At 67.6% G+C, this 21,725-nt stretch carries 19 protein-coding genes; 4 read left to right on the top strand and 15 right to left on the bottom strand.

Going from position 1 to position 21,725, the window contains the following annotated elements:
* Positions 1-33: 33 nt before the first annotated feature.
* Positions 34-792, bottom strand: coding sequence for an SDR family oxidoreductase (locus ROV93_RS18870; RefSeq protein WP_072168558.1), 759 nt, complete (start codon positions 790-792; stop codon positions 34-36).
* 114 nt (positions 793-906) lie between these two features.
* Between ROV93_RS18870 and ROV93_RS18875 the strand changes: the two genes are divergently transcribed.
* Positions 907-1,821: a LysR family transcriptional regulator gene (locus tag ROV93_RS18875; RefSeq protein WP_072168557.1), complete on the top strand. Its 915-nt coding sequence runs from the start codon at positions 907-909 to the stop codon at positions 1,819-1,821.
* A gap of 64 nt (positions 1,822-1,885) precedes the next feature.
* Here the strand turns inward: ROV93_RS18875 and ROV93_RS18880 are convergent, their stop codons facing one another.
* Positions 1,886-2,392 carry a hypothetical protein gene (locus tag ROV93_RS18880; protein ID WP_032954412.1) on the bottom strand — a complete coding sequence of 169 codons (507 nt, stop codon included), beginning with the start codon at positions 2,390-2,392 and terminating at the stop codon, positions 1,886-1,888.
* Between the two features lie 111 nt (positions 2,393-2,503).
* On the opposite strand from ROV93_RS18880, the gene ROV93_RS18885 reads away from it, so the two are divergent.
* Entirely contained in the window at positions 2,504-2,875 is a 372-nt protein-coding gene (locus ROV93_RS18885; RefSeq protein ID WP_134968390.1) for a hypothetical protein, read from the top strand.
* Positions 2,876-3,167: 292 nt separating this feature from the next.
* On the opposite strand, the gene gcvH is transcribed toward ROV93_RS18885, so the two are convergent.
* The 7 genes from gcvH to nudE form a co-directional block, all read right to left on the bottom strand.
* Positions 3,168-3,563 carry a glycine cleavage system protein GcvH gene (gene gcvH / locus ROV93_RS18890; protein WP_005418426.1) on the bottom strand — a complete coding sequence of 132 codons (396 nt, stop codon included), beginning with the start codon at positions 3,561-3,563 and terminating at the stop codon, positions 3,168-3,170.
* A 93-nt stretch (positions 3,564-3,656) separates the two neighbouring features.
* Positions 3,657-4,769, bottom strand: coding sequence for a glycine cleavage system aminomethyltransferase GcvT (gene gcvT, locus ROV93_RS18895; RefSeq protein ID WP_049438098.1), 1,113 nt, complete (start codon positions 4,767-4,769; stop codon positions 3,657-3,659).
* Positions 4,770-4,928: 159 nt separating this feature from the next.
* The gene (locus ROV93_RS18900; protein ID WP_049415586.1) at positions 4,929-5,231 is read right to left on the bottom strand and encodes a DUF962 domain-containing protein; all 303 of its coding nucleotides are present in this window, start codon (positions 5,229-5,231) and stop codon (positions 4,929-4,931) included.
* A gap of 124 nt (positions 5,232-5,355) precedes the next feature.
* Positions 5,356-5,685: a YnfA family protein gene (locus ROV93_RS18905; RefSeq protein ID WP_072168556.1), complete on the bottom strand. Its 330-nt coding sequence runs from the start codon at positions 5,683-5,685 to the stop codon at positions 5,356-5,358.
* Positions 5,682-6,521: a nucleoside triphosphate pyrophosphohydrolase gene (gene mazG / locus ROV93_RS18910; RefSeq protein ID WP_072168555.1), complete on the bottom strand. Its 840-nt coding sequence runs from the start codon at positions 6,519-6,521 to the stop codon at positions 5,682-5,684. Before mazG ends, ROV93_RS18905 begins: the two co-directional genes overlap by 4 nt.
* Before the next feature lie 13 nt (positions 6,522-6,534).
* Entirely contained in the window at positions 6,535-7,338 is an 804-nt protein-coding gene (cysQ, locus tag ROV93_RS18915; RefSeq protein WP_072168554.1) for a 3'(2'),5'-bisphosphate nucleotidase CysQ, read from the bottom strand.
* On the bottom strand, positions 7,335-7,898 hold the full coding sequence (gene nudE, locus ROV93_RS18920) for an ADP compounds hydrolase NudE (RefSeq protein ID WP_005418435.1): 564 nt from the start codon (positions 7,896-7,898) through the stop codon (positions 7,335-7,337). The genes cysQ and nudE overlap by 4 nt, the downstream gene beginning before the upstream one ends.
* Before the next feature lie 77 nt (positions 7,899-7,975).
* Here nudE and bioA point away from each other — a divergent pair, with 77 nt between their 5' ends.
* Positions 7,976-9,367 carry an adenosylmethionine--8-amino-7-oxononanoate transaminase gene (gene bioA / locus ROV93_RS18925; protein WP_218054204.1) on the top strand — a complete coding sequence of 464 codons (1,392 nt, stop codon included), beginning with the start codon at positions 7,976-7,978 and terminating at the stop codon, positions 9,365-9,367.
* On the top strand, positions 9,358-10,095 hold the full coding sequence (locus ROV93_RS18930) for a 16S rRNA (uracil(1498)-N(3))-methyltransferase (protein WP_072168552.1): 738 nt from the start codon (positions 9,358-9,360) through the stop codon (positions 10,093-10,095). Before bioA ends, ROV93_RS18930 begins: the two co-directional genes overlap by 10 nt.
* 31 nt (positions 10,096-10,126) lie before the next feature.
* On the opposite strand, the gene ROV93_RS18935 is transcribed toward ROV93_RS18930, so the two are convergent.
* From ROV93_RS18935 to ROV93_RS18960, 6 genes are all read right to left on the bottom strand, one after another.
* On the bottom strand, positions 10,127-10,591 hold the full coding sequence (locus ROV93_RS18935; RefSeq protein WP_005418442.1) for a chemotaxis protein CheW: 465 nt from the start codon (positions 10,589-10,591) through the stop codon (positions 10,127-10,129).
* The gene (locus ROV93_RS18940; RefSeq protein WP_072168551.1) at positions 10,588-11,925 is read right to left on the bottom strand and encodes a chemotaxis protein CheB; all 1,338 of its coding nucleotides are present in this window, start codon (positions 11,923-11,925) and stop codon (positions 10,588-10,590) included. The genes ROV93_RS18935 and ROV93_RS18940 overlap by 4 nt, the downstream gene beginning before the upstream one ends.
* The gene (locus tag ROV93_RS18945) at positions 11,912-18,649 is read right to left on the bottom strand and encodes an Hpt domain-containing protein (RefSeq protein WP_312540816.1); all 6,738 of its coding nucleotides are present in this window, start codon (positions 18,647-18,649) and stop codon (positions 11,912-11,914) included. Before ROV93_RS18945 ends, ROV93_RS18940 begins: the two co-directional genes overlap by 14 nt.
* A gap of 100 nt (positions 18,650-18,749) precedes the next feature.
* Positions 18,750-20,786, bottom strand: coding sequence for a methyl-accepting chemotaxis protein (locus ROV93_RS18950; RefSeq protein WP_049415562.1), 2,037 nt, complete (start codon positions 20,784-20,786; stop codon positions 18,750-18,752).
* A 41-nt stretch (positions 20,787-20,827) separates the two neighbouring features.
* Positions 20,828-21,358, bottom strand: a complete 531-nt coding sequence (locus tag ROV93_RS18955; RefSeq protein WP_005418454.1) for a chemotaxis protein CheW — start codon at positions 21,356-21,358, stop codon at positions 20,828-20,830.
* On the bottom strand, positions 21,358-21,720 hold the full coding sequence (locus ROV93_RS18960; RefSeq protein WP_005410717.1) for a response regulator: 363 nt from the start codon (positions 21,718-21,720) through the stop codon (positions 21,358-21,360). Before ROV93_RS18960 ends, ROV93_RS18955 begins: the two co-directional genes overlap by 1 nt.
* Positions 21,721-21,725: the final 5 nt, after the last annotated feature.

Genomic DNA, 21,725 nt, shown 5'->3' on the forward strand with positions numbered 1-21,725 from the left:
GACTCTACAGATGCAAAGAGCAGTTCCGCGGCGCTAGTGCGCGAAGTAGTGCATGCCGCCGTCCACCGGAATCACCGCGCCTGTGATGTAGCCGGCCAGCGGCGAGGACAGGAAGGCCACCAGTGGCGCCACTTCCTCGGGTTCACCGAAGCGTCCGATCGGGATATTGCTGGCGATGAACGCACGCCGGCTTTCCTCGGTGGGATGCAGGCGTTCCAGGATCTGCGCGCTGTTGATGCGCCCCGGTGCAATCGCATTCACCGTAATGCCCTGCCCGGCCACCTCCGACGACAGCCCCTTGCTCCACAGATGCAGCGCCGCCTTCGCCGCAGTGGCCGCGTTCACCGCACGCGGTTCCATCGAACCGCTGAAGTTGATCACCCGCCCCCATGCCTGCGCCTGCATGCCAGGCAACAGCGCCTGGGTCATCCGCCGCGCAGCGGAAAAGTTCAGGGCGATCGCTTCCTCCCAGACATCATCATCGGCATCGACGGTGGTCGGCCGGGAGCCACCTGCGGCGTTGACCAGGATGTCGACGCGTTGCAATGCGTCCCGGGATGCCTGCGCGATGTACCGGACGTCACCGGCCACGGTGACATCGCCGGCCACGATGACCGGTGCCACGCCGCCTTCGGCTTCGATCCGCGCCGCCAGCGCCTGCAGGGGTGCCCGCTGCCGTGACGTGATGGCAACGCGCACGCCCTGGGCCGCCAGCTGCCTGGCGACGGCGGCACCGATGCCGCTGGCCGCGCCCGTCACCAAGGCGGTACGGCCTGCAAGATTCAAGTCCATGGTGTTCTCCTGTCCGCATGGCCGGCCAATCCAGCCCTTGCACGACATGCTGTTTGATCACCCCTGATTGATAAACTCCGCGCAGGTTTCAGCATTCAACACCCGGGGTGTCAGATGAACCTGCTGGAAAGCATGCGGGTCTACGTGCTGATCGTGGACAAGGGCAGCCTCAGTGCGGCAGCTGCGGCGATGAACATCTCCGCGACGATGGCCGGCAAGCATCTGCGTGCATTGGAAGCACGGCTGGGCATGCAGCTGTTGAGCCGAACCACCCGGCGCCAGCACACGACCCCGTTCGGCCAGGATTACTACACGCGCTGCCGGGAGATCCTGCGCCTGGTGGACGAAACCGATGCGCAGGCGCAGCACCAGCACCTGGCACCGGCGGGCACGCTGCGCATCAGTGCACCAGTGATCTTCGGTACGCATGCGCTGGTACCGGCACTGGCCGAGTACATGGCGCGCCATCCGGATGTCCGGGTCGAAGCGACGCTGACCGATCGCGTGGTCGACCTTGCCGAAGAGGGCTTCGAAGCGGCGCTGCGGATCGGCACGCTGGCCGACAGCAGCGTGCTGGTGGCACGAGCCCTGGCCCCTTATCGCCTGATGATGTGCGCCTCGCCGGCGTATCTGGCCAGGCATGGCACGCCACACAGCGTGCATGCACTTGCCGGCCATCAATGCCTGTCGTTCGAACCGAGTGCACTTGCGCAGTGGCTGCAGGACGACGCTGGCGAGCTCGACCACGTGCCCGACGGCCGACTGCAGATCAACAATGGCGAAGCGCTGCGTTCGGCGGCGCTGCATGGCCTGGGCATCGTCCTGCAGTCGACGCTGCTGCTGGCAGCCGATGTCGAGGCTGGACGACTTGTGCAGCTGCTCCCAGGGCACGGCCAGGCCGGTCGGCCGATGCACGTGGTCTATGCGCACGACCGTTACCACTCCACCCGCCTGCGCAGCTTCCTCGACTTCCTGGTGGAACGATTCCCGCCGGTAGTCACCCCACCAGGCGATCGAAGCCGCCCATAAAAAAACCCCCTCCCCGCTGGGCAGCCAGGGAAGGGGGTTTCAGGATGCGGCTATCGGGAAGTACTTAGATCAGCGGCGCCGGGGTTGCCGGCAGAGCGACCGGAGCGGCCTTCTTCTTGCGGGCGGCCGGCTTGCGCTTTGCAACCTTCTTCGCTGCCTTCTTCGGGGCAGCCTTCTTGGTAGCCTTCTTCGCGGTCTTCTTTACTGCCTTCTTGGCGGTCTTCTTGACGGCCTTCTTGGCAGTCGCCTTCTTTGCGACCTTCTTGGCCGGCTTGCGGGCCGTAGCCTTCTTGGCAGTCTTCTTGGTGGCCTTCTTGGCCGCCTTCTTCGCGGTCTTCTTGACGGCCTTCTTGGCAGTGGACTTCTTGGCGACCTTCTTCGCCGCCTTCTTCACTGCCTTCTTCGCAGTGGTCTTCTTGGCGACCTTCTTCGCCGCCTTCTTCACTGCCTTCTTGGCAGTCGCCTTCTTCGCGACCTTCTTCACTGCCTTCTTGGCAGCGGCCTTCTTCGCGACCTTCTTCACCGCTTTCTTGGCGGCGGGCTTCTTCTTCGCAGCTTTCTTGGTTGCCATGGGATGGCTCCTCGTCAGTGATAGGGAGTTGAAACGCCCAGTTGGATCAAACCCGCGGATGCTGCGTGCGGGGACCGCCGGCGCGTCAGGCGCGCCGTTACGGATGCGGCGATGCCCGCCTCGATCGGCGGAGCGGACATCGGAACGGGAGGTGCCTTGCATTTCTCCGGGGGAAGCGGGGCCGTGTCCACCGTCATCAGGGTCGCGGTGGTCTTGAAGGGGCTGCTTCGCATCGGACGATTGATTCTGCGCACTCGGTTGGGCAGGCAAGGTCTGCTGAGGCGAAACCTAATCACGGTTTTTTTTACTGTCAACAACCCCCGCGAAAAATTTTCACATCCGCGCCTTTCCGAGCGCCGTCGGCGCCACTGCTCTACGCGGCCCGCGATGGCGGTTGAAGCATCGCGCAAGCGTGCTGCATGCACCGGCATCGATGCATACGTTGAACAAAAAACACTTGAAATAAGCACTCCGCGCATTTAGACACAGACTCGCAACGGCATCGCGCGTGCGACGTCGATGGTCACCGGCGCCGCCACCAACGCCAGCACAACGGCGCCGCAACAGGGGGCGAAAAGTTTTCACATCCGAGTGCGTCGGCGCGGGGCTGAAACGCGGATTTGCGCAAAACTGCGCACGCCCATCGGCACCGTTCGCCTGTCGGCTGATGCCACGCCGAGGGTGCGCAGCGAACCCCGCGTCATGAGTCCGGTGCAGTCGCCAAAACAAAAACGGCCACCCGAAGGTGGCCGTTCCAGAATCCGGAAACGACGACTCAGTGGTCTTCGTTCTCCAGGGCTTCGGCGTACGCGTCCGGGTCCAGCAGCTCGTTGACCTCATCGGCGTTGGTCAGTTCGACCACGAACATCCAGCCTTCGCCGTAGGCATCTTCGTTGATGGTTTCCGGCTTGTCGGACAGGGCCGAGTTGACCTCGACGACCTTGCCGCTGATCGGGCTGTAGACGTCCGAGGCGGCCTTCACCGACTCGACGACGGCGATCTGCTCGCCGGCCTTGGCGTCGGCGCCGACTTCCGGCAGTTCGACGTAGACCAGGTCACCCAGCAGGCCCTGGGCGTGGTCGGAAATACCGACGGTGACGCGGCCATTGCCTTCGACACGGGCCCACTCATGGGACTTGAGGAACTTGAGGTCGCCGGGGATCTCGCTCATGGGACTGCTCCAGAGATATGCAGGGGTGGAAAAAACGGGGCTAGTGTAACCAACCGGCCGCCACTGCTGTCAGTGACGACCGGCACGTACGGATCAGGCGTCGGCGAGCACGCCGGGCTGCGCCTGGCCTTCCCGAACGAACGGGAACTTGACCACCCGCACCGGCACCTGACGGCCGCGGATGTCGACGGTGACCTCGCCGAGTTCACCAGCCGGCACGCGGGCGAAGGCGATGCCCTTGGCCAGCGTCGGCGAGAAGGTGCCGGACAGGATCTCGCCCTGGCCGCTGGCCGTGGTGACCGTCTGGCCATGGCGCAGCACGCCCTTCTCGTCCATCACCAGGCCGATCATCTGGCGCGCGGTGCCGGCGCTCTTCTGCGCCTCCAGCACGTCGCGGCCGATGAAGTCGCGGCCTTCGTCCAGCGACACGGTCCAGGCCAGCGCCGCTTCGTAGGGGCTGATCTCTTCGTCCATGTCCTGGCCGTACAGGTTCATGCCAGCTTCCAGGCGCAGGGTGTCGCGCGCACCAAGGCCGGCCGGCTTCACACCCGCCGCCAGCAGGCGGTTCCAGAAGGCGACCACGGCGTCCTGCGGAAGCAGGATCTCGAAACCATCTTCACCGGTGTAGCCGGTGCGGGCGACGAACAGCTCGACACCGTCATCGGACTGCACCTGCAGGGCGGCGAAGCGGCCCAGCTTGGTCAACGCTGCGCGGTCGGCTTCGCGGGCCAGGCCGATCACGATGTCGCGCGCCTGCGGGCCCTGCACGGCGAGGATGGCCAGGTCCGGGCGCTGCTCGACGGCGACGCCGAACGGCGCAGCCTGCTCGCGCAGCCAGGCCAGGTCCTTCTCGCGGGTAGAGGCATTGACCACCATGCGGAAGAAGTCGTCGCCCAGGTAGTAGACGATCAGGTCGTCGATGACGCCGCCGCGCGGATTCAGCATGCACGAGTACAGTGCCTTGCCGGTCACCTTCAGCTTGTCGACCGAGTTGGCCAGCAGGCGGCGCAGGAACGGCTTGACCTGGTCACCGCGCAGGTCGACCACCGTCATGTGGCTGACGTCGAACACGCCGGACTCACGGCGCACCAGATGGTGCTCGTCCAGCTGCGAGCCGTAGTGGATGGGCATGTCCCAACCCCCGAAATCGACCATCTTGGCGCCAAGGGCGCGGTGGGTATCGTTGAGCAGCGTCTTCTGGGTCATGACCGGGTCCGGCAGCAGAGGAAACAGGAAACGCCATTATCCCAGATCGGTCGCCCGCAGGCGTGCCGCAGCGCAGCGGTTCATGCAAGCGGAAGTGCAACCCGCCCCACCCTTTCCTCTGCCGGCGAGGCAATGCCCGCAAAGCGCCGCAGCCGCCCGCTACAGGCGCACCCGCCCACGCAGGATGTCGAGGAACATCACCCAGTCACCCATGAACGAGTACAGCGGATGGCGGAACGTCGCCGGTCTGTTCTTCTCGAAGAAAAAATGGCCGACCCAGGCGAACCCGTAGCCGCAGAACAGGGCGCCGAGCAGGAACAGCGGCTGGCCGCGCAGCAAGGCAGTGGCGACCAGCAGCAGGACCCCGCAACTGCCGATGAAGTGCAGCCGCCGCGATACCGGGTGGCGGTGTTCGCTGAGATAGAACGGATAGAACTCGCGGAAGCTGGCGAAGCGGGACATGAGCAGGCTCGGGGAACCAGGGTCGCCCACATCATGCGCCATCGCTGACCTTGTAGAGCCGAGCCATGCTCGGCTTGCGCGCGCCAGCGCGGTCGGAAGGAGAGCAGCCGAGCATGGCTCGGCTCTACACCGATGAGGTGCGCGGCCCGAACATGATCACCGCCATGCCGGCCAGGCACAGCGCTGCGCCCAGCAGGTCCCAGCGGCTGGGACGAATGCCATCGACCAGCCACAGCCAGAACAGCGCGGTGCCGATGTAGACGCCACCGTAGGCGGCATAGACCCGTCCACTGGCAGTCGGGTGCAGGGTCAGCAGCCAGGCGAACAGGGCCAGGCTGGCCGCCGCCGGCAGCAGCAGCCAGACGCTGCCTCCCTTGCGCAGCCACAACCATGGCAGGTAGCAGCCAACGATCTCGGCCAGCGCGGTCAGCAGGAACAGGCCAAGCGTTTTCACGCCTTCTCTGCTGCCTTGGCCTGCTGCCACAGTGCTTCCTGCGCATCCAGGTCCAGTTCGGCCAACGCCTCACCCTGTGCGTCGGCCTGCGCTTCCATCGCGCGGAAGCGACGCTCGAACTTGTGGTTGGCACCGCGCAGTGCAGCGCCCAGATCGATATCGGCATGACGCGCCAGGTTCGCGCAGACGAACAGCAGGTCGCCCAGTTCTTCCTGCAGGCGCGCCTTGTTGCCCGCGACATCGCCGCGTTCGAACTCCTCGCGCAGCTCCTGCAGCTCCTCGGCGGCCTTGTCCAGCACCGGCAGCGGACCCGGCCAGTCGAAACCGACCTTGGCTGCGCGCGACTGCAGCTTCACCGCCCGCTGCCATTCCGGCAGGCCGCGCGAGATACCGGCCAGTGCGGAGGTGTCCTGCTCGCCCTTAGCGGCACGCTCGGCGCGCTTGATCGCCTCCCAGTTGCGCGTCACCCCGTCGGCATCGTCCACGCTGACATCGGCGAACACGTGCGGGTGACGGCGCTGCATCTTGTCGCTGATCGCACGGGCGACCTCGGCGAAGGCAAACGCCCCCTGCTCCTCGGCCATGCGTGCGTGGAACACCACCTGCAGCAGCAGGTCGCCAAGCTCGTCGCAGAGATCGTCCAGGTCGCCGCGGTCGATCGCATCGGCGACCTCGTAGGCTTCTTCGATGGTGTAGGGGGCGATGGTCGCGAAGTTCTGCTCCAGATCCCACGGGCAGCCTCCCTGCGGGTCGCGCAGCCGCGCCATGATCGCCAGCAGGCGCTCCAGTTCGTTGCTTGCGGCGCTGCCAGTGGTGGGGGTGTCGTGCGCGCTCATGCGGCCTCCAGGATCAGTCGGACAACCAGTCGCGCCACGGCAGGCTGGTATCACCAAGGGCAATGAAATCGCCGTTCAACAGGGTCTCGCGGCGGTTGTAGCGGAACGGCTTGCCGGTCGCCGCCGACAGCACCGCGCCGCCGGCGGCATGCAGCACGCACTGGCCGGCGGCCGTATCCCATTCGGAGGTCGGGCCCAGCCGCGGATAGACATCCAGGCCGCCTTCGGCGATCCGGCAGAATTTCAGCGACGAGCCCTGCGCGATGGTCTCGATGCGGCCCATGCGCGCCAGCAGCGCCTCGGTTTCCGGCGAACGGTGCGAGCGGCTGGCGGCAACGCGCAGTGGAGCCGTGGCCGGTGTGCGGGTGCGCAGCACGGTGTCATGCAGGCCCTGCCGCCGATAGGCCAGTTCGCCGCGCATGGCATGCCAGACAATGCCGGTGACCGGCGCCAGCACCACGCCGAATGCCGGCGCGCCCTGGTAGATCAAGGCGATGTTGACGCTGAATTCGCCGTTGCGCTTGACGAACTCGCGGGTACCGTCGAGCGGATCCACCAGCCAGTAAGCGCCCCAATGGCGGCGATGCTCCCAGCCCGCCTGCGCCGATTCCTCGGACAGGATCGGCAGGTCCGGTGTCAGCTGCTGCAGGCCCAGCTCAATGACCTGGTTGGCCGCCAGGTCGGCCGCGGTGACCGGGCTGTTGTCGTCCTTGATCTGGACCTCGAAGCCATCGGCATACACCTGCATGATGGCTTGGCCGGCCTGCTGGGCGATGGCGATGGCGGTCTCGCGCAGGTCCGTCGTCAGCTTGATCATCGCGTTCCCTGCAGCCACTGGCGGGCAATGAACAGCGCCGCCAGCGAGCGTCCCTCGGAGAAGTCCTCGCGCAACATCAGCTGGTCCAGTTCGGCCAGCTTCCACGGCACCACTTCCAGTTCTTCCGGCTCGTCGCCGGCCAGTTTTTCCGGGTACAGGTCGCGCGCCACCACCAGCCACGACTGGTGGCTCATGTAGGTCGGGGCCAGTGTCATCGCGCGCAGCACGTCGACCCGGCGCGCACCATAACCAGCCTCTTCCTTCAGTTCGCGGTCGGCAGCCTGCTCGGGGGTCTCGCCGGCGTCGATCCTGCCCTTCACCAGCCCCAGTTCGTAACGATGCATGCCGGCGGCGTATTCACGCACCAGCAGCACGGTTTCATCGTCGAGCATCGGCACCACCACCACCGCACCGTGACCACGGCTGACCAGGCGCTCGAAACGGCGACGTTCACCGTTGGAGAACTCCAGGTCCAGATGCTGGCGCTGGAAGGGGCCGTTCTCCTCATCGGTGATCCGATGGATGATCGGCAAGCGACGGCCGGCACGGTCATCGTTCATGCGGAATCTCCGCGGCGACCGGCGGCTGCGCCGGCGCCGATAGAATGTGCAGGCAGCAACATGTTCATGAGCCCGAAATGCTAGCAGACCCGACCCCCTCCCCGCTGGCCCGCCACTGGCGGCAGCGCGACCTGCAGGTGCTGTGGCACCCGTGCACGCAGATGCGTGAGCATCCGGACACCCTGCCGCTGGTGCCGATCGCCCGTGGCGAAGGCGCGTGGCTGATCGACCACGACGGCCACCGCTACCTGGACGCCGTCAGCAGCTGGTGGACCAACCTGTTCGGTCATGCCGAACCGCGCATCGGCGGTGCCATTGCCACCCAGGCCACGCAGCTGGAACAGGTGATGCTGGCCGGCTTCAGCCATGAGCCGGCCATCACCCTGGCCGAACGCCTGCTGGCATTGGCACCACGCCAGCCCGGCCGCGAGCCGCTGGCCAAGGTGTTCTACGCCGACAACGGCTCGGCCGGCGTGGAAGTGGCGCTGAAGATGACCTTCCAGTATTTCCAGAACCGTGGGGAGCCGCGGCGCACGCGTTTCATTGCACTGGAAAACGGCTACCACGGCGAGACCCTGGGCGCGCTGGCGCTGGGTGACATCCCGCTGTATCGCCGCGTCTATGCACCGCTGCTGGCCGAAGCGCTGTTCGCGCCGTCGCCCGATGCCTACCTGGCCGAACCCGGCCAGAGCGCGGCCGACCGCGCACGGCAGGCTGCCGACGGCCTGGCCACGCTGTTCGACCAGCATCCGGGCGAGATCTGCGCGGTGATCCTGGAACCACGCCTGCAGTGTGCCGGCGGCATGCGCATGCATGACCCGGTCTATCTGCAGCGCGTGCGCGAACTGTGCGATGCCCATGGCGCGTTCATGATCGCCGACGAGATCGCCACCGGCTTCGGCCGCACCGGCACCCTGTTCGCCTGCGAGCAGGCAGGGGTGATGCCGGACCTGATGTGCCTTTCCAAGGGCCTGACCGGCGGCTTCCTGCCGCTGGCCGCCGTGCTGGCCACGCAGGCGCTGTACGACGCCTTCCTCGACGACTCGCGCGAGCGCGCCTTCCTGCATTCGCACAGCTACACCGGCAATCCGCTGGCCTGCGCGGCGGCACTGGCGACGCTGGACATCTTCCGCGACGACGATGTGATCGCCCGCAACCGGGGCATCGCGTCGGTGATGGGCACGCTGGCGGCGCCATTTTCCGACCATCCGCACGTGGCCGACGTGCGCCAGGCCGGCATGGTGGTGGCGTTCGAGCTGTCGCGCGACGGCAACAGGCGCACGCCGTTCGACCCGGGCCTGCGGCTGGGCCTACACGCTTACAAGGCCGCCCTCAAGCGCGGCGTGGTGCTGCGCCCGCTGGGCGACGTGCTGTACTGGATGCCACCCTATTGCGTGGATGACGAACAACTGGAGCTGCTGGCACACACCACGCTGGCGGCCATCGACGAGGCGATTGCATGCGCGTGACCCGCTGCCCCATCGACCTGGCGCTGCACAGCGGCCAGACCGTGACCCTGCCGGAAGAGACGGCCAACCACCTGGTGCGGGTGATGCGCCTGCGCGAGGGAGACACCTGCGTGCTGTTCAACGGCGACGGCCATGACTACAGCGCCACGCTGACCATGGCCGGCAAGCGCGAAGTGCAGGTGCGCATCGATGCTGTGCAGGCCATCGATAATGAATCACCGCTGGCGATCACCCTGCTGCAGGGCATCGCCCGTGGCGAGAAGATGGACCTGATCCTGCAGAAGGCCACCGAACTGGGCGTGGCGGCGATCATTCCGGTCAACGCCGAGCGCACCGAGGTGAAGCTCGATGCCGCGCGCGCCGAGAAGCGCGTGGCGCACTGGAACAACGTGGTGACGTCGGCCTGCGGCCAGTCCGGGCGTGCGCGCATTCCGCAGGTGGGGCCTCCGCTGTCGCTGGCGCAGGCCGCGGCGGCGCTGCCGGCCGATACGCTGCGGCTGACCCTGGATCCGCGGGGCGCACATCGCCTGTCGACGCTGACGGCCGCTCCGGCAGGGGGCGTCGTGCTCGCGATCGGCCCGGAAGGGGGCTGGTCGCCGCGCGACCGCGACCAGCTGGCGGCGGCAGGGTTCCAGGGACTGCAGCTGGGCCCGCGGATCCTGCGCACGGAAACGGCCGGGCTGGCCGCGGTCGCGGCGTTGCAGGCGCGGTTGGGCGACCTGGGATAAGACAGGTTCGTGGTAGTGCCGGCCTGGTGGATCAGGCGGCGAGCGAATCCAGCGCCGCTTCCAACGCGTCCAGGTTCGGCAGCAGCGCACTCTGCTCACCCAGCAGCACGCGCATGTGCACGGTCTGCGGCAGGGTTTCTTCGGAGGCGTCGGCCAGCAGGCCATCGCGTGGCACCGAGATCAGCTGCGGGAAGTTCTGCGTCAGCAGCGCGTAGTACGGGCGCTGCGCGTTGCCGCTGAGGGACTTCAGCACCACCACCTTGTTGTGGCCGGCCACGGTCTCTTCGCCCAGCCCCGAAAGGCGCGCGAACGACACCAGCGGCACCTGCCAGCCGTGCCAGCCGATCTCGCCTACCAGCCAGCGCGGCGCATCGGAGACCGGCTGCACCGGCACGCGCGACATCATTTCGGCCACGGTGGCATTGGGCAGCAGCACGCGCTCGTTGCCGGCCTGGATCAGGACGCCGCGGATTTCGTCATTGCTGGCGTAGCTCATGGTGCGTCTCCGTTGTCGTCCTGCTCACCCCAGCGCGCGGCAATTGCCTGCGCCAGTTCCTGCGGTTCACCGGCCACCATGCCGGCAGCCACCACGGCGGTGGCCGCCGCCGGGTCATAGCAGCCCTCGCCCACCTGCCCGGCCACCCACGCACCGGCGGCCGCCAGGTCCAGCGCCGGGCCTACGTGGGCCAGGTCGGCACCGCTGAGCAGCACCAGTGCGGTGTGTTCGGCCGGCAGCGAAGCGAGCGAAATACCGTTGGCATCGCTCTGGAAATGCAGGCCATCGCTGGCCGCGCGCACGCCGATATCATCGGCCAGCACGTGCACCTCGCCCGGCACCGCGTGCTGGCCGGCCTCGGCCAGCTGCACCGGCAACGGCGAAACGCGGGACATCTGCTTGACCAGGTTGCCGTAGCGGCCACCATCCAGACGCATGTGCACCAGGACCGGCACGCTCAACGACGCGGGCAGTGCGCCGAGCAGGCGACGCAACGCATCCGGGCCACCGATGCCGGCCAGCACCAGCAGCGATGCGGCACGCGCACCGGCCGGGGCGGCGGCATCCAGATCGACCAGGCTCAAATGATCGGTATCGAACGAGGGCTGCGGCGCGACGACCGGCGCCACGGCTTCTGCCGATACGGGTGCTTCGATCGATTCCTCGACCAGCGACCAGGCGGTGTGATCGAAGGAGACCGGCGGTGTCGCGGGCGCCGCCGGTTCGGCCAGTGCCTGCGGCGCCGAAGGCGGATCCAGAGGCTCGGGCACGATCGGCTGCAGCGCCGCCAGGGCCTGCTCCAGCGCGATCGGTTCGTGCAGGTCTGCCGGTGGCGAATACAGGCCGTCGGCCGGAACGTCATCGGCCCAGCTCAGCGCCTGTTCCAGGTGTGGCTGCAGGGCTTCTTCCTGCGGCGCCGGCGCGGGCGCCGGATGACCAGGCTCCAGCTGCAGGCTGGGCTCTTGTTCGGCGCCCGGCGGCAACACCTGCTGGTGGCCGTGCAGCTTGGCGGCCAGGTGGCGCCCCCAACGTTGCGCCTCCCAGCCGTCGCGGCGGGCGGCCAGCTCAGCCTCATCGAACACCAGGGTCAGCCCCGGTGCCGAGAGCGCGGATTCCAACCGTTCCAGTGCGTCCTCGACGGCCGCTTCCAGCGCGATCACCACGAACTGCGGATCCGCGGCCTGCAGGACCTGCGGCTCCAGGTCGTTCGGATCATCTTCCAGGACCAGCTGTACATCGGCATGCGCCAGCGCCTCGCGCAGGCGTTCACGCGCCGCACCGGGACGGGCCAGCAGGGCGACGGCCGGGGCCGGATGGGTTTCACTCACGGACACGGGCGATCCCCAGCAGGTCGTACACGTTACGCATCAGGTCCAGTTCCTGGTACGGCTTGCCCAGATAACGCTGGACACCGATCTCGAAGGCACGCTGGCGGTGCTTGTCGCCGCTGCGCGAGGTGATCATCACGATCGGCACATCCCTGTAGCGCGGATCGGCACGCATCACAGTGGCCAGCTCGTAGCCGTCCATGCGCGGCATCTCGATGTCCAGCAACATCAGGTCCGGCACGCGCTCTTCCAACCGCTCCAGTGCTTCCACGCCATCGCGGGCGACACTGACTTCGAAGTTGTGGCGCTCGAGGATGCGGCCGGTCACCTTGCGCATGGTCAGCGAGTCATCGACCACCATCACCAGCGGCACCTGGCGTTCGTCGCGCGGTGCATTGGCCAGCACCGGTGCCGTCGGATTGGCCAGGAAGCGGCGCACCAGCGGCGCGACGTCCAGGATCACCACCACGCGGCCATCGCCGGTGATGGTGGCACCGTAGATGCCCGGTACCGATGCGATCTGCAGGCCGACCGGCTTGACCACGATTTCGCGGTTGCCCAGCACCTGGTCGATCGCCACGGCTGCACGCAGGTCACCGGCACGGACCAGCAACAGCGGCACCTGGTCCTGGCCATCGGCACGCGCCGGGGCCTGCCCGACCAGGCTGCCGAGGTCATACAACGGATAGTCTTCGCCGCTGTAGCGGTAGCTGCTGTCGGCGGCCTCGAAACGTTCGCGCGACAGGCGGCCGATACCGCTGACCGAGGCCACCGGCACGGCGAAGGTGGTCTCGCCGATCTGCACGAACACCGCCTGGGTGACGGCCAGCGTCTGCGGCAGGCGCAGGGTGAAGCGCACGCCCTGGCCGCGCACCGACTGGATGTCGACCGAGCCGCCCAGCTGGCGCACTTCGTTGCGCACCACGTCCATGCCCACGCCGCGACCGGCCAGCTGGCTGACCTGGTCGGCGGTGGAGAAACCGGAGGCGAAAATCAGGTTGTCCAGTTCCTGATCGTTCGGCTGCGCGTCGGCGGCCAGCAGGCCACGGTCGATGGCGCGGCGGCGGATCGCTTCGCGATCGAGGCCGGCACCGTCATCGGCCACTTCCAGCACGATTTCCGAGCCTTCACGGTGCAGGCGGATGGCAACTTCGCCCTCTTCCGGCTTGCCGGCGGCGCGGCGCTGTTCCGGCGCTTCCAGGCCATGGGCCACCGAGTTGCGCAGCATGTGTTCGAGCGGCGCGACCATGCGGTCGAGAACATTGCGGTCCAGTTCGCCGTGGGTGCCTTCCAGGGTCAGGTGCACCTGCTTGCCGGTATCCATGCCGGACTGGCGGACCACGCGGCGCAGGCGCGGCACCAGGCCATCGAACGGCACCATGCGCGCGCGCATCAGGCCGTCCTGCAGCTCGGAGCTGACGCGCGACTGCTGTTGCAGCAGCGAATCGTACTGGCGCGACAGATCGTCCAGCACCCCTTGCAGCCCGCCAAGGTCGGCCGCCGATTCGTTCAGCGCACGGCTGAGCTGTTGCAGCGTGGAGAAGCGGTCCAGCTCCAGCGGATCGAACTTCTGGTCTGCCTGGTCCTGCTCACGCTGGTAGCGGGCGACGATCTGCGCTTCGGTTTCCAGGTCGAGCCGGCGCAGCTGGTCGCGCAGTCGCGCGTTGGTGCGCTCCAGCTCGCCCATCGCACCACGGAACGCGCCGAGCTGCTGCTCAAGGCGCGAGCGGTAGATCGCCACTTCACCGGCATGGTTGACCAGGCGGTCGAGCAGATCCGCGCGCACGCGCACCTGTTCCTGCTGCGGGCGTGCCAGCGGATCTTCATCGACCACGCCTTCGGCCGGCAGCGGTGCCGACAGCGGCGCGTCGAGCAGTGCCGGCGCCGGGCTGGCAACCGGTGCAGAAGTGGCTTCTGCGACGCTCGGCACGTTGGCTACAGCTACGGCAGCCGCCGCTGCCGCAGCGAGATCGGTGGTCGTACGCACTTCGAACGCATCGACCAGGTCCTGCGCCGGTTCCACCACTCGATGGTCACCGGTGCGGGTGAGCAGCTGGTGCAGGCGATCGAATCCGCGCTCCAGCAACTGCACATCGCGGCGTTCGATCTCGGTGCGACCAGCGGCGACGGCTTCCAGCAACGATTCGATGCTGTGGCCAAGATCGCCGATGGCGTTGATGCCGGCCATGCGTGCGCCACCCTTCAGGGTATGCAGGTCACGCTGCAGGCCGGCCAGCACCTCGCGGTCCTGCGGCGCATCGCGCAGCTCGCTGATCAGGCCATCGCAGTGGTCGAGCAGGTCCTTGCCTTCCTCGACGAAGATGTCGACCAGCTCGCGATCGTAGACGCTGAAGTCGAGCGTATCGGCGCTGTCTTCCGGCACCGGGATGTCAAGGACGTCGGGTGCCACGGTTTCAGCCACGTCGGCGTCAGGCACGCCAACGGCCGGGGCATCCGACGCGGTATCGGCCTCGGCATCGGCAGCTTCGGCGTGGACTTCCACCTGGCCCGGCGCGTCTTCCAGTTCGAAGAACCGCACCGGCTCGGCGGTTGCCGGCGCCGCGGCCTCCGCGATCTCCTCATTCACCGTCGCCGGGGACGGCTGATCGGCGCTCTCTCCTTCACCGATCGCCGCCTCCCCGCCGACGTCCGCATCCTCGGCAAAGGCTTCCGCCTCGCCCGGCGCGAGTTCGCTGGCCTGCAGGCCGAGCACGGACCATTGCCCGTCGTCGGCCAGGGGCTGCTCTTCGTCGATCACGTGCAGGCCGGCCTCGAGCGCGGCGTCCAGCGAGACCGGTTCTGCAAACCCCGGCGCAGCCATTTCATCCTGCAGGCTCGACAGCTCGCTGTCGAGTGGCAGTGCAGCAGGCGTCTCGAATGCCTCAGGGTCAGCGACGTGCACGTGATCGAACGAGGACGCATTCAGGTCAGATGCGACGGCTTCGACAGCATCCGGAATCTCTTCGGCATCGCGGTCGTCGACCGGCAGCGCACTGGCATCCAGGTACGGCGACAGATCGTCCACGACGGTCAAACCGGCATCGTCGGCCAACAGCGGCGCGCTTTCGGCCTCCGTCTCGACACCGTCTACCTCAACGCCCGGAACATCGTCGGCCACCTGGATCGATTCGACCACCGGTAGCGACGCCGCTCCCTCACCCGGTACCGACGGCCATCCGGCATCGAAGTAGCGCGAAAGATCGTCGCTGGCGGTCAGCTCACCGACCTCCAGCCCGCCCTCGCCCTCGATCGCCGCATCCTCGACCGGGGCTTCGGCGACATCGGCAACTGCCTGCGGTTCCTGCTCCGGCGCGACGGACGAAGGCGGTACCGCATCGGTTTCAGGCGCGATGGCTGCCGAGGCGTCCGCATCCAATTCCGCCGTCGGTTTGTCATCCAGCGCCAGCTCGGCTTCGTCGTCCTCCAGGCCCACCATCGGCCAGCGCGCTTCCGGCAACTCGCTGGCCAGCGCCTGCAGGCGCTGTGCCAGTACCTGTTGCGGTGCGATGCGCGGCTGTTCGGCCTGCAGCGCTTCCATGGTGGCGGTGATCGCCTGCGCGGTCGCATCCAGCGCGGCCACGCCTTCATCATTCGGCACCACCTCGGCGGCCAGCGCACGCTTGATGTAGGACTCGGCACCGCCGGTTACAGCCGTGATCTCGGGCACTTCGGTCATCGCGAAGGCGCCGTTCATGGTGTGCACTGCGCGCAGGAGTGCGTCGCTGACCGGCTGCGGTGCCTGCTGCGCCGAACGCAGCCAGTCCTGCAGGGTGGCCTGGTGGACTTCCACCTCGGCCTCGAGAATCTCGCGCAACACGCTGTCGATGTTGGCCGGCGTGCCGGTGGTTTCGGCCTCCTCGGCGGTATCGGCCAGCGCCGAAGCGGCAATCTCCGCGTCGAGAATGCGGCTGATCTCGTCTTCGCCCTCGGCTTCGGCCACCGGTGCAACCGGTGCAGTGGCCCCAGGCAGGGGGACGTAGTAGGTTTCCTCGCCTGCACCGACACGATCGGCGATGGCCTGCATGGCCTGCAGGTCGACGCTGATGCGCTGGCCATGGCGCAGCGCCGCGTTCAGCTGGGGCAGCGCCGCATGCGCGTTGTCGACCATCGCCAGCACGGCGGGGGATGCAGCGCGGCTGCCATCCAGCACGCGGTTGAGCATGCCTTCGATCTTCCACGCGAACTCACCCAGGGTGCGTGCGCCGACCAGGCGGCCACTGCCCTTGAGGGTATGGAAGATGCGGCGGATCGGGCGCAGCCGGTCCATGTTGTCCGGCTGCATCCGCCATGCCGGCAGTAGCGTGCCGAGATTGGCCAGCTCATCGTCGAACTCTTCCAGGAACACCTCGCGGATGTCCTCGTCGATGTTCTCGGCATCGTCGTCGAAACCAGCGTCGAAGCCCGCATTGGTGTCGGCATCGGTCCCGGCAACGGCCGAATCCACCGCCTCCGGCGCTGCCGCAGCGGCCATCGCCTGTGGATTGAAGCCGGCAGCGGCCGCACTCAACTCGGCGAAGAACTGGGCGTCGGCCTCGCTGAAATCGATCGGCGCGATGGTGTCGATATCGATCACCGACACGGCCGGCGCCGAGGTTTCCGCTGCCGGGACGGGCGCTTCGATCGACGGCGGCGTGATCAACGTTGCCGGCAGGTCATCCGGGGCCTCATCCACCTCGGCCAGCACTGCGGGCGATACATCGGCCAGCGGCGGGGCGACGGCATCGACGATCTCCAGCGAAGGATGCAACGCGGCGTCATCGTCCAGCGACAGCGTTTCCATCGCATGCAGCGACAGCACGTCGTCAGCGTTGTCCAGCGCGTCGGCATCGAAGCGGAACACCACGTCGTCGGCCACGGCAGCCGCATCCTGTTCGGCCGCCACCGGGTCGAATACCGGTGCAGCATCGAAAGCGGTCGCGGAGGAATCCACCGCGTCCGTCATCTCATCGATCACAGGCGCTGCGGTGTCCTCAAGCATCTGCGGCGCCTCGGACAGCGACCACTGCGGTGCACCGGGGGGGCCGCTGTCAGCCAGTTCGAAGCTGACCGGATCGAAACTGGCGAAGGTCGGGCTGCGCTCGTCATCGGCAGGCACGATGGCGTCGGCCTCCGGATGGAACGGCGCCAGCTCCCACTGCGGGACATCCGGCGCAGGTGCGCTGGACGCCGCGAAGACCAGCGATGCCCCCGCATCGTCGTGCGTCGGCGACGGCGAAGCATCGATATCAGCCTTGCTGGCGGCCACGGCGGCCACGGTGCCCAGTGCGCCGAACATCAGGCGGTTGTCGGACACCATCGGCGCCGGCGAGGCCGGCGGCGGATCGAAGGTGAAGTCCGGCAGTGGCACCGGCACGTCGCCGGCAGCGGGCGCCGCAGGCTGCACCGGAACCTCGACGCGCTCCGGCTGCAGGGGCTCGGCCTGCAACGCAACCGGCTCACGTTCGACCGGCAGCAGTGCCGGCGCGTCCGGCGCGACGGCATTGTGCTCCGGCAGCGGCCAGTAGCGCAGAGCCTCGAGGCTGCTGCGGGTGATTTCGAGGATGTCCTCGCGGCCCGGGCGGCGGTCGCGCAGGGCTTCCAGGTAGTACTCCAGGCTGGCCATGGCATCGGCCAGGGTGTCCAGCTGGCGGCCACTGGGCACGCGCTGGCGGCCGATCAGTTCGGCCTCGATGTACTGCTGCACGCCGCGCAGGTAATCGGCGGCGGTACCCAGGTCGAGCATGCGCAGCGCGCCGGACACATCGCCCAGCAGGCGTGGCACATCCTGCAGCTCGGCATGGTTCCAGCTGGTTTCGATGAAGGCGACGAAATGCTCGCGGGCAGCGGCGAAGTTGGCGATGGCTTCATGCGCCAGCACCTCCACCGTGCGCCGGTTCTCGACCGCGCTCGGGTCGTCCTCGCCACTGCCGCCGGCGCCCAGATGGGCAACCTGGTCGTCCAGCGAGGCATCGACGTACAGCAGTGCACCGGCAATATCCAGCAGCAGGTTCTCGTCGATCTGCTGGCGACCTTCGACCACGCCGCGCAGCGCATCGCGCTGCTGCACGACCACGCCGCGGGCCACGCCCAGGCCCATCATGCCCAGCGTATCGGCCACGGCGCCGAGCTCGTTGGCCTGGGTCTGCAGCTGTTCCGGCGCACCACCGGTGCGCAGGTGCAGGTCAAGCGCATCCTTGATGCGCAGCAGTTCTTCCTTCACCGCGCTGCCGACCGTGTCGAGCAGCTCACGGTTGCGTCCGCTCAGGCTGCCACGGGCATGGTCCAGCTCGGCCTCGGTGGCGGTGACGCTCTCCGGCGCAAAGGCCAGCAGCACACTGTCAGTGACGCCTTCTTCGCCGCGCGACGCACGGATCTCGTTGAGCAGCGGCATCAGCACGATCGGAATGTCGCGATGGCCGTTCTGCAGGCGTTCCAGATAGTCGGGCAGCAGCACGCTGCCACGCATCAGGGTTGCGCAGGCTTCATCACGGTCGGCCACGCGACCGGCGCCGATGGCATTGGCCAGCTGCTCCAGTTCTTCGGCCACCATCGCCGGGGCATACAGCTCGACCATGCGCAGGGTGCCCTGCACCTGGTGCAGGTAGCCGGCGCAGATGCGCATGCGGCTGGCATCGGTCGGGTCTTCGGCGTAGTACTCGACCTCGTTGCGCACCTGGCGCAGGGTCTCGTCCAGCTCGGGCTTGACCCAGCCCAGCGCTGCGTGGCTCATCGCATCGCGCAGACTGCTCATGGACGCGCTCCGTTCGCCGCCGCGCGGTGGCCGCGCGAGTTCTGGCGTGGGGAATGGAAATGCTTCATCGACTGGTTCCTTGCTCGCCGCCCTGCCCGCGTCACGCCGGCAGCTTGAAGTCGGCGACCGAACGGCGCAGGTCCGCCGCCAGCTGCGCGAGGTGGCCGATCGACTCGGCGGTCTGTCCGGCACCCTGCGAGGTCTGCCCGGTGATCTGCCGGATCACGCCCATGGTGCGGGTGATGTCCGAGGCGGCGGCCGACTGCTGCTGGGCGGCGATGGAGATGTTCTTGATGAGGGTGTTCAGCGCGTTTGACACGCGTTCGATCTCGGTCAGCGCGGTACCGGCGTCCTCGGCCAGGCGCGCACCAGACACCACTTCGGCCGTGGTCTGCTCCATCGAGGTGACCGCTTCATTGGTGTCGGCCTGAATGGCCTGGACCAGGTTTTCGATGCGTCGGGTCGCACCCGAGGTGCGTTCTGCCAGGCGCTGCACTTCGTCGGCCACGACCGCGAAACCGCGGCCCGCTTCACCGGCCGACGCGGCCTGCACCGCCGCGTTCAACGCCAGGATGTTGGTCTGCTCGGAGATGTCGTTGATCAGTTCCACGATCGAGCCGATTTCCTGCGACGACTCGCCCAGGCGCTTGATGCGCTTGGAGGTTTCCTGGATCTGGTCACGGATCTGGTCCATGCCCTGGATGGTCTCGCGCACCACGCCGGCACCTTCGGCAGCGATCACCACCGAGCGCTGTGCCACGTCGGCCGACTCGGCCGAGTTGCGCGACACCTGCTCGATGCTCGCCGCGATCTCCCCGATGCGGTCCGAAGCCGAGGTGATCTGGTTGGCCTGGTGCCCTGCGGCCTCTGCCAGCTGCATGGCGGTGGCCTGGGTTTCCTGGGTGGACATCGCGACCTTGGCCGAGGTGTCATTGATGGTGGTCACCAGGTGGCGCAGCTCGTCGACCGCGTAGTTGATCGCGTCGGCGATCGCGCCGGTCATGTCCTCGGTCACCGAGGCCTTCACCGTCAGGTCGCCCTCGCCGAGCGAGGAGATTTCGTCCAGCAGCCGCATGATCGCCTGCTGGTTGCGGCTGTTGAATTCCACCTGGGTCTGGTAGCGCAGTTCCTGCTCGCGCGAGCGGCTGCGCACGTTGGTGGAGACGAAGCCGATGATCGCGATCAGCGACAGCGCACCGGAGACCACGCCAATCCAGAAGTTCGGGAACAGGCGGGTGTCGGATACCGAGCCGAACGAGGAGAACGCGTCGAACAACTTGCGGCTGTCATCCAGCATGTGGGCCGAACCCTGGCCCAGCGCGGTGGCAGCGGACTGCGCCGCGAACAGCTGGCGCGAGCTGGCCAGGATCGCGTCGGCGTCCTGCTTCATCGCTTCCCACTTCTGCTGCGACTGTTCCAGCGCGGCCACGGCGGCGGCACCGCGCACGGCGGTGATGCCCAGTTCCTCGTTGCCGTTGCGCAGGCCGTCGAGCACCTGCGAGAACACGGTGATGTCACGTGCCAGCGCATCGCCGGAGGTCGCCGCGGCGCTGCCACCGGCACGCATTTCGGTCACGCGGCGGGCCATCGAACCGGCCACCACAACCTGCTGCAGCGCGCTGTACACCTGCGACGACGGCGCGCCGGAAGCGGACATCGCACGCACCAGCTCGTTCAGCTGGGCCTGCAGGCCCGGCACTGCGCCGGTGAAGTTGTTCGCGTTGCCGGCCAGCGCCAGCACGGCCGGTTCGCTGGCCACCAGCTGCCCGGCCTGCTTGCCCAGCGGCGCCCAGGTCTCGCCGAGGGTGGCGATGGCACCGGCTACGCCCGGCTCCTTGCCGTAGCGTCCCTGCAGGGTCGACACGTTCTGCTCGATCGCGTTGCGGGTGGCCTTGAAGGCGGTGAAGGCCTGGGCGTTGCCGCCGACCGCGTCACGTCCCTGGTTGGCCAGCTGCTGCGACAGCACCTGCAGGTCGGCGGCCTTGGAGCCGGCGTCGGCAAGGCGGCTGCCCTGCCAGGTGGCGACGCCGGTGTTGACGCCGAACAGGATCATCGATGCCAGCAGCAGGAACAGCCAGAGGTTGCTGCCGCCCAGCCGCAGCTTGCCGGTCTTGGTGGCGTCCGAAGCAGTACTCATCGTTCAACCTCGATCTTCAATGCAGGGGGCGATGCCCGGCCTCAGGCCGCGGCTTGCCGGAATTCAGGGGTGCGCGACAGCAGCGAGAGCGAGAACACGCCCCAGTCGTGGCCGTCGGCATGGAAAGCACGATCGACGAAATGCCCGTAGCGGCCTTCGGCCAACGTGCCCGCTTCGATCTGCTGGTCCAGCTCGAAGCTGCGCTGGCCGAACAGTTCATCGATGGTCAGTGCGACGTCGCCGCCGGCCTGGCGCATGATCAGCACGCGCTGGCCTTCCTGCTGCACGGTGCGCGTGCCTTCCAGGAAGTACTTCAGGTCGACCACCGGGAACAGGTTGCCGCGCAGGTTGCCCACGCCCAGCAGCCAGGGCTGCGCACAGGGTACCGGGGTCACCGGCGGCATCGGTACGATTTCCACCACTTCGCGGAAATCGGACACCAGCCGGCGCTGGCCGACGCGGAAACCCACGCCACGCCACAGGTCCTGGGCAAACTGCTTCCCGGGCAGCTGCACCGCATGGGCCAGGCTGCGCCGTTCATAGGCTTCAAGGATGTCGAAGGGCGAGCGCATCAGGCCACCAGTTCGTTGATCCGCGCGATCAGTTCATCCTCGCGCGGCGGCTTGACGATGTAATCGGCGGCGCCCTGGCGCAGGCCCCAGGCCTTGTCGGTTTCCATCGCCTTGGTGCTGACGATGATCACCGGGATGTGCTTGATCGCCGCATCACGGGCCATCGCACGGGTCGCCTGGAAGCCGCTCATGCCGGGCAGGACCACGTCCATCAGCACCAACTGCGGCACCTGGTCGCGGACCAGCTGCAGGCCATCCTCGGCGTTGTCCGCTTCCAGCACTTCGTGGCCGGCACGGCGCAGCCACTGGGTGAACACCGCGCGGTCGGTCGGTGAATCCTCGATCAGGACGATACGAGCCATTGTGC

Source organism: Stenotrophomonas maltophilia group sp. msm4 (genome assembly GCF_032025605.1).
GTDB classification, from domain to species: domain Bacteria; phylum Pseudomonadota; class Gammaproteobacteria; order Xanthomonadales; family Xanthomonadaceae; genus Stenotrophomonas; species Stenotrophomonas sepilia.

Coding starts and splice junctions, on each gene's coding strand:
- mazG (WP_072168555.1), bottom strand. CDS start 6,521: ATGAGCGCGCACGACACCCCCACCACTGGCAGCGCCGCAAGCAACGAA.
- ROV93_RS18945 (WP_312540816.1), bottom strand. CDS start 18,649: ATGAGCAGTCTGCGCGATGCGATGAGCCACGCAGCGCTGGGCTGGGTC.
- cysQ (WP_072168554.1), bottom strand. CDS start 7,338: ATGATCAAGCTGACGACGGACCTGCGCGAGACCGCCATCGCCATCGCC.
- ROV93_RS18885 (WP_134968390.1), top strand. CDS start 2,504: ATGCCCGCCTCGATCGGCGGAGCGGACATCGGAACGGGAGGTGCCTTG.
- bioA (WP_218054204.1), top strand. CDS start 7,976: ATGCTAGCAGACCCGACCCCCTCCCCGCTGGCCCGCCACTGGCGGCAG.
- ROV93_RS18960 (WP_005410717.1), bottom strand. CDS start 21,720: ATGGCTCGTATCGTCCTGATCGAGGATTCACCGACCGACCGCGCGGTG.
- ROV93_RS18950 (WP_049415562.1), bottom strand. CDS start 20,786: ATGAGTACTGCTTCGGACGCCACCAAGACCGGCAAGCTGCGGCTGGGC.
- gcvH (WP_005418426.1), bottom strand. CDS start 3,563: ATGAGCGAGATCCCCGGCGACCTCAAGTTCCTCAAGTCCCATGAGTGG.
- gcvT (WP_049438098.1), bottom strand. CDS start 4,769: ATGACCCAGAAGACGCTGCTCAACGATACCCACCGCGCCCTTGGCGCC.
- ROV93_RS18930 (WP_072168552.1), top strand. CDS start 9,358: ATGCGCGTGACCCGCTGCCCCATCGACCTGGCGCTGCACAGCGGCCAG.
- ROV93_RS18935 (WP_005418442.1), bottom strand. CDS start 10,591: ATGAGCTACGCCAGCAATGACGAAATCCGCGGCGTCCTGATCCAGGCC.
- ROV93_RS18955 (WP_005418454.1), bottom strand. CDS start 21,358: ATGCGCTCGCCCTTCGACATCCTTGAAGCCTATGAACGGCGCAGCCTG.
- nudE (WP_005418435.1), bottom strand. CDS start 7,898: ATGAACGATGACCGTGCCGGCCGTCGCTTGCCGATCATCCATCGGATC.
- ROV93_RS18880 (WP_032954412.1), bottom strand. CDS start 2,392: ATGGCAACCAAGAAAGCTGCGAAGAAGAAGCCCGCCGCCAAGAAAGCG.
- ROV93_RS18900 (WP_049415586.1), bottom strand. CDS start 5,231: ATGTCCCGCTTCGCCAGCTTCCGCGAGTTCTATCCGTTCTATCTCAGC.
- ROV93_RS18870 (WP_072168558.1), bottom strand. CDS start 792: ATGGACTTGAATCTTGCAGGCCGTACCGCCTTGGTGACGGGCGCGGCC.
- ROV93_RS18875 (WP_072168557.1), top strand. CDS start 907: ATGAACCTGCTGGAAAGCATGCGGGTCTACGTGCTGATCGTGGACAAG.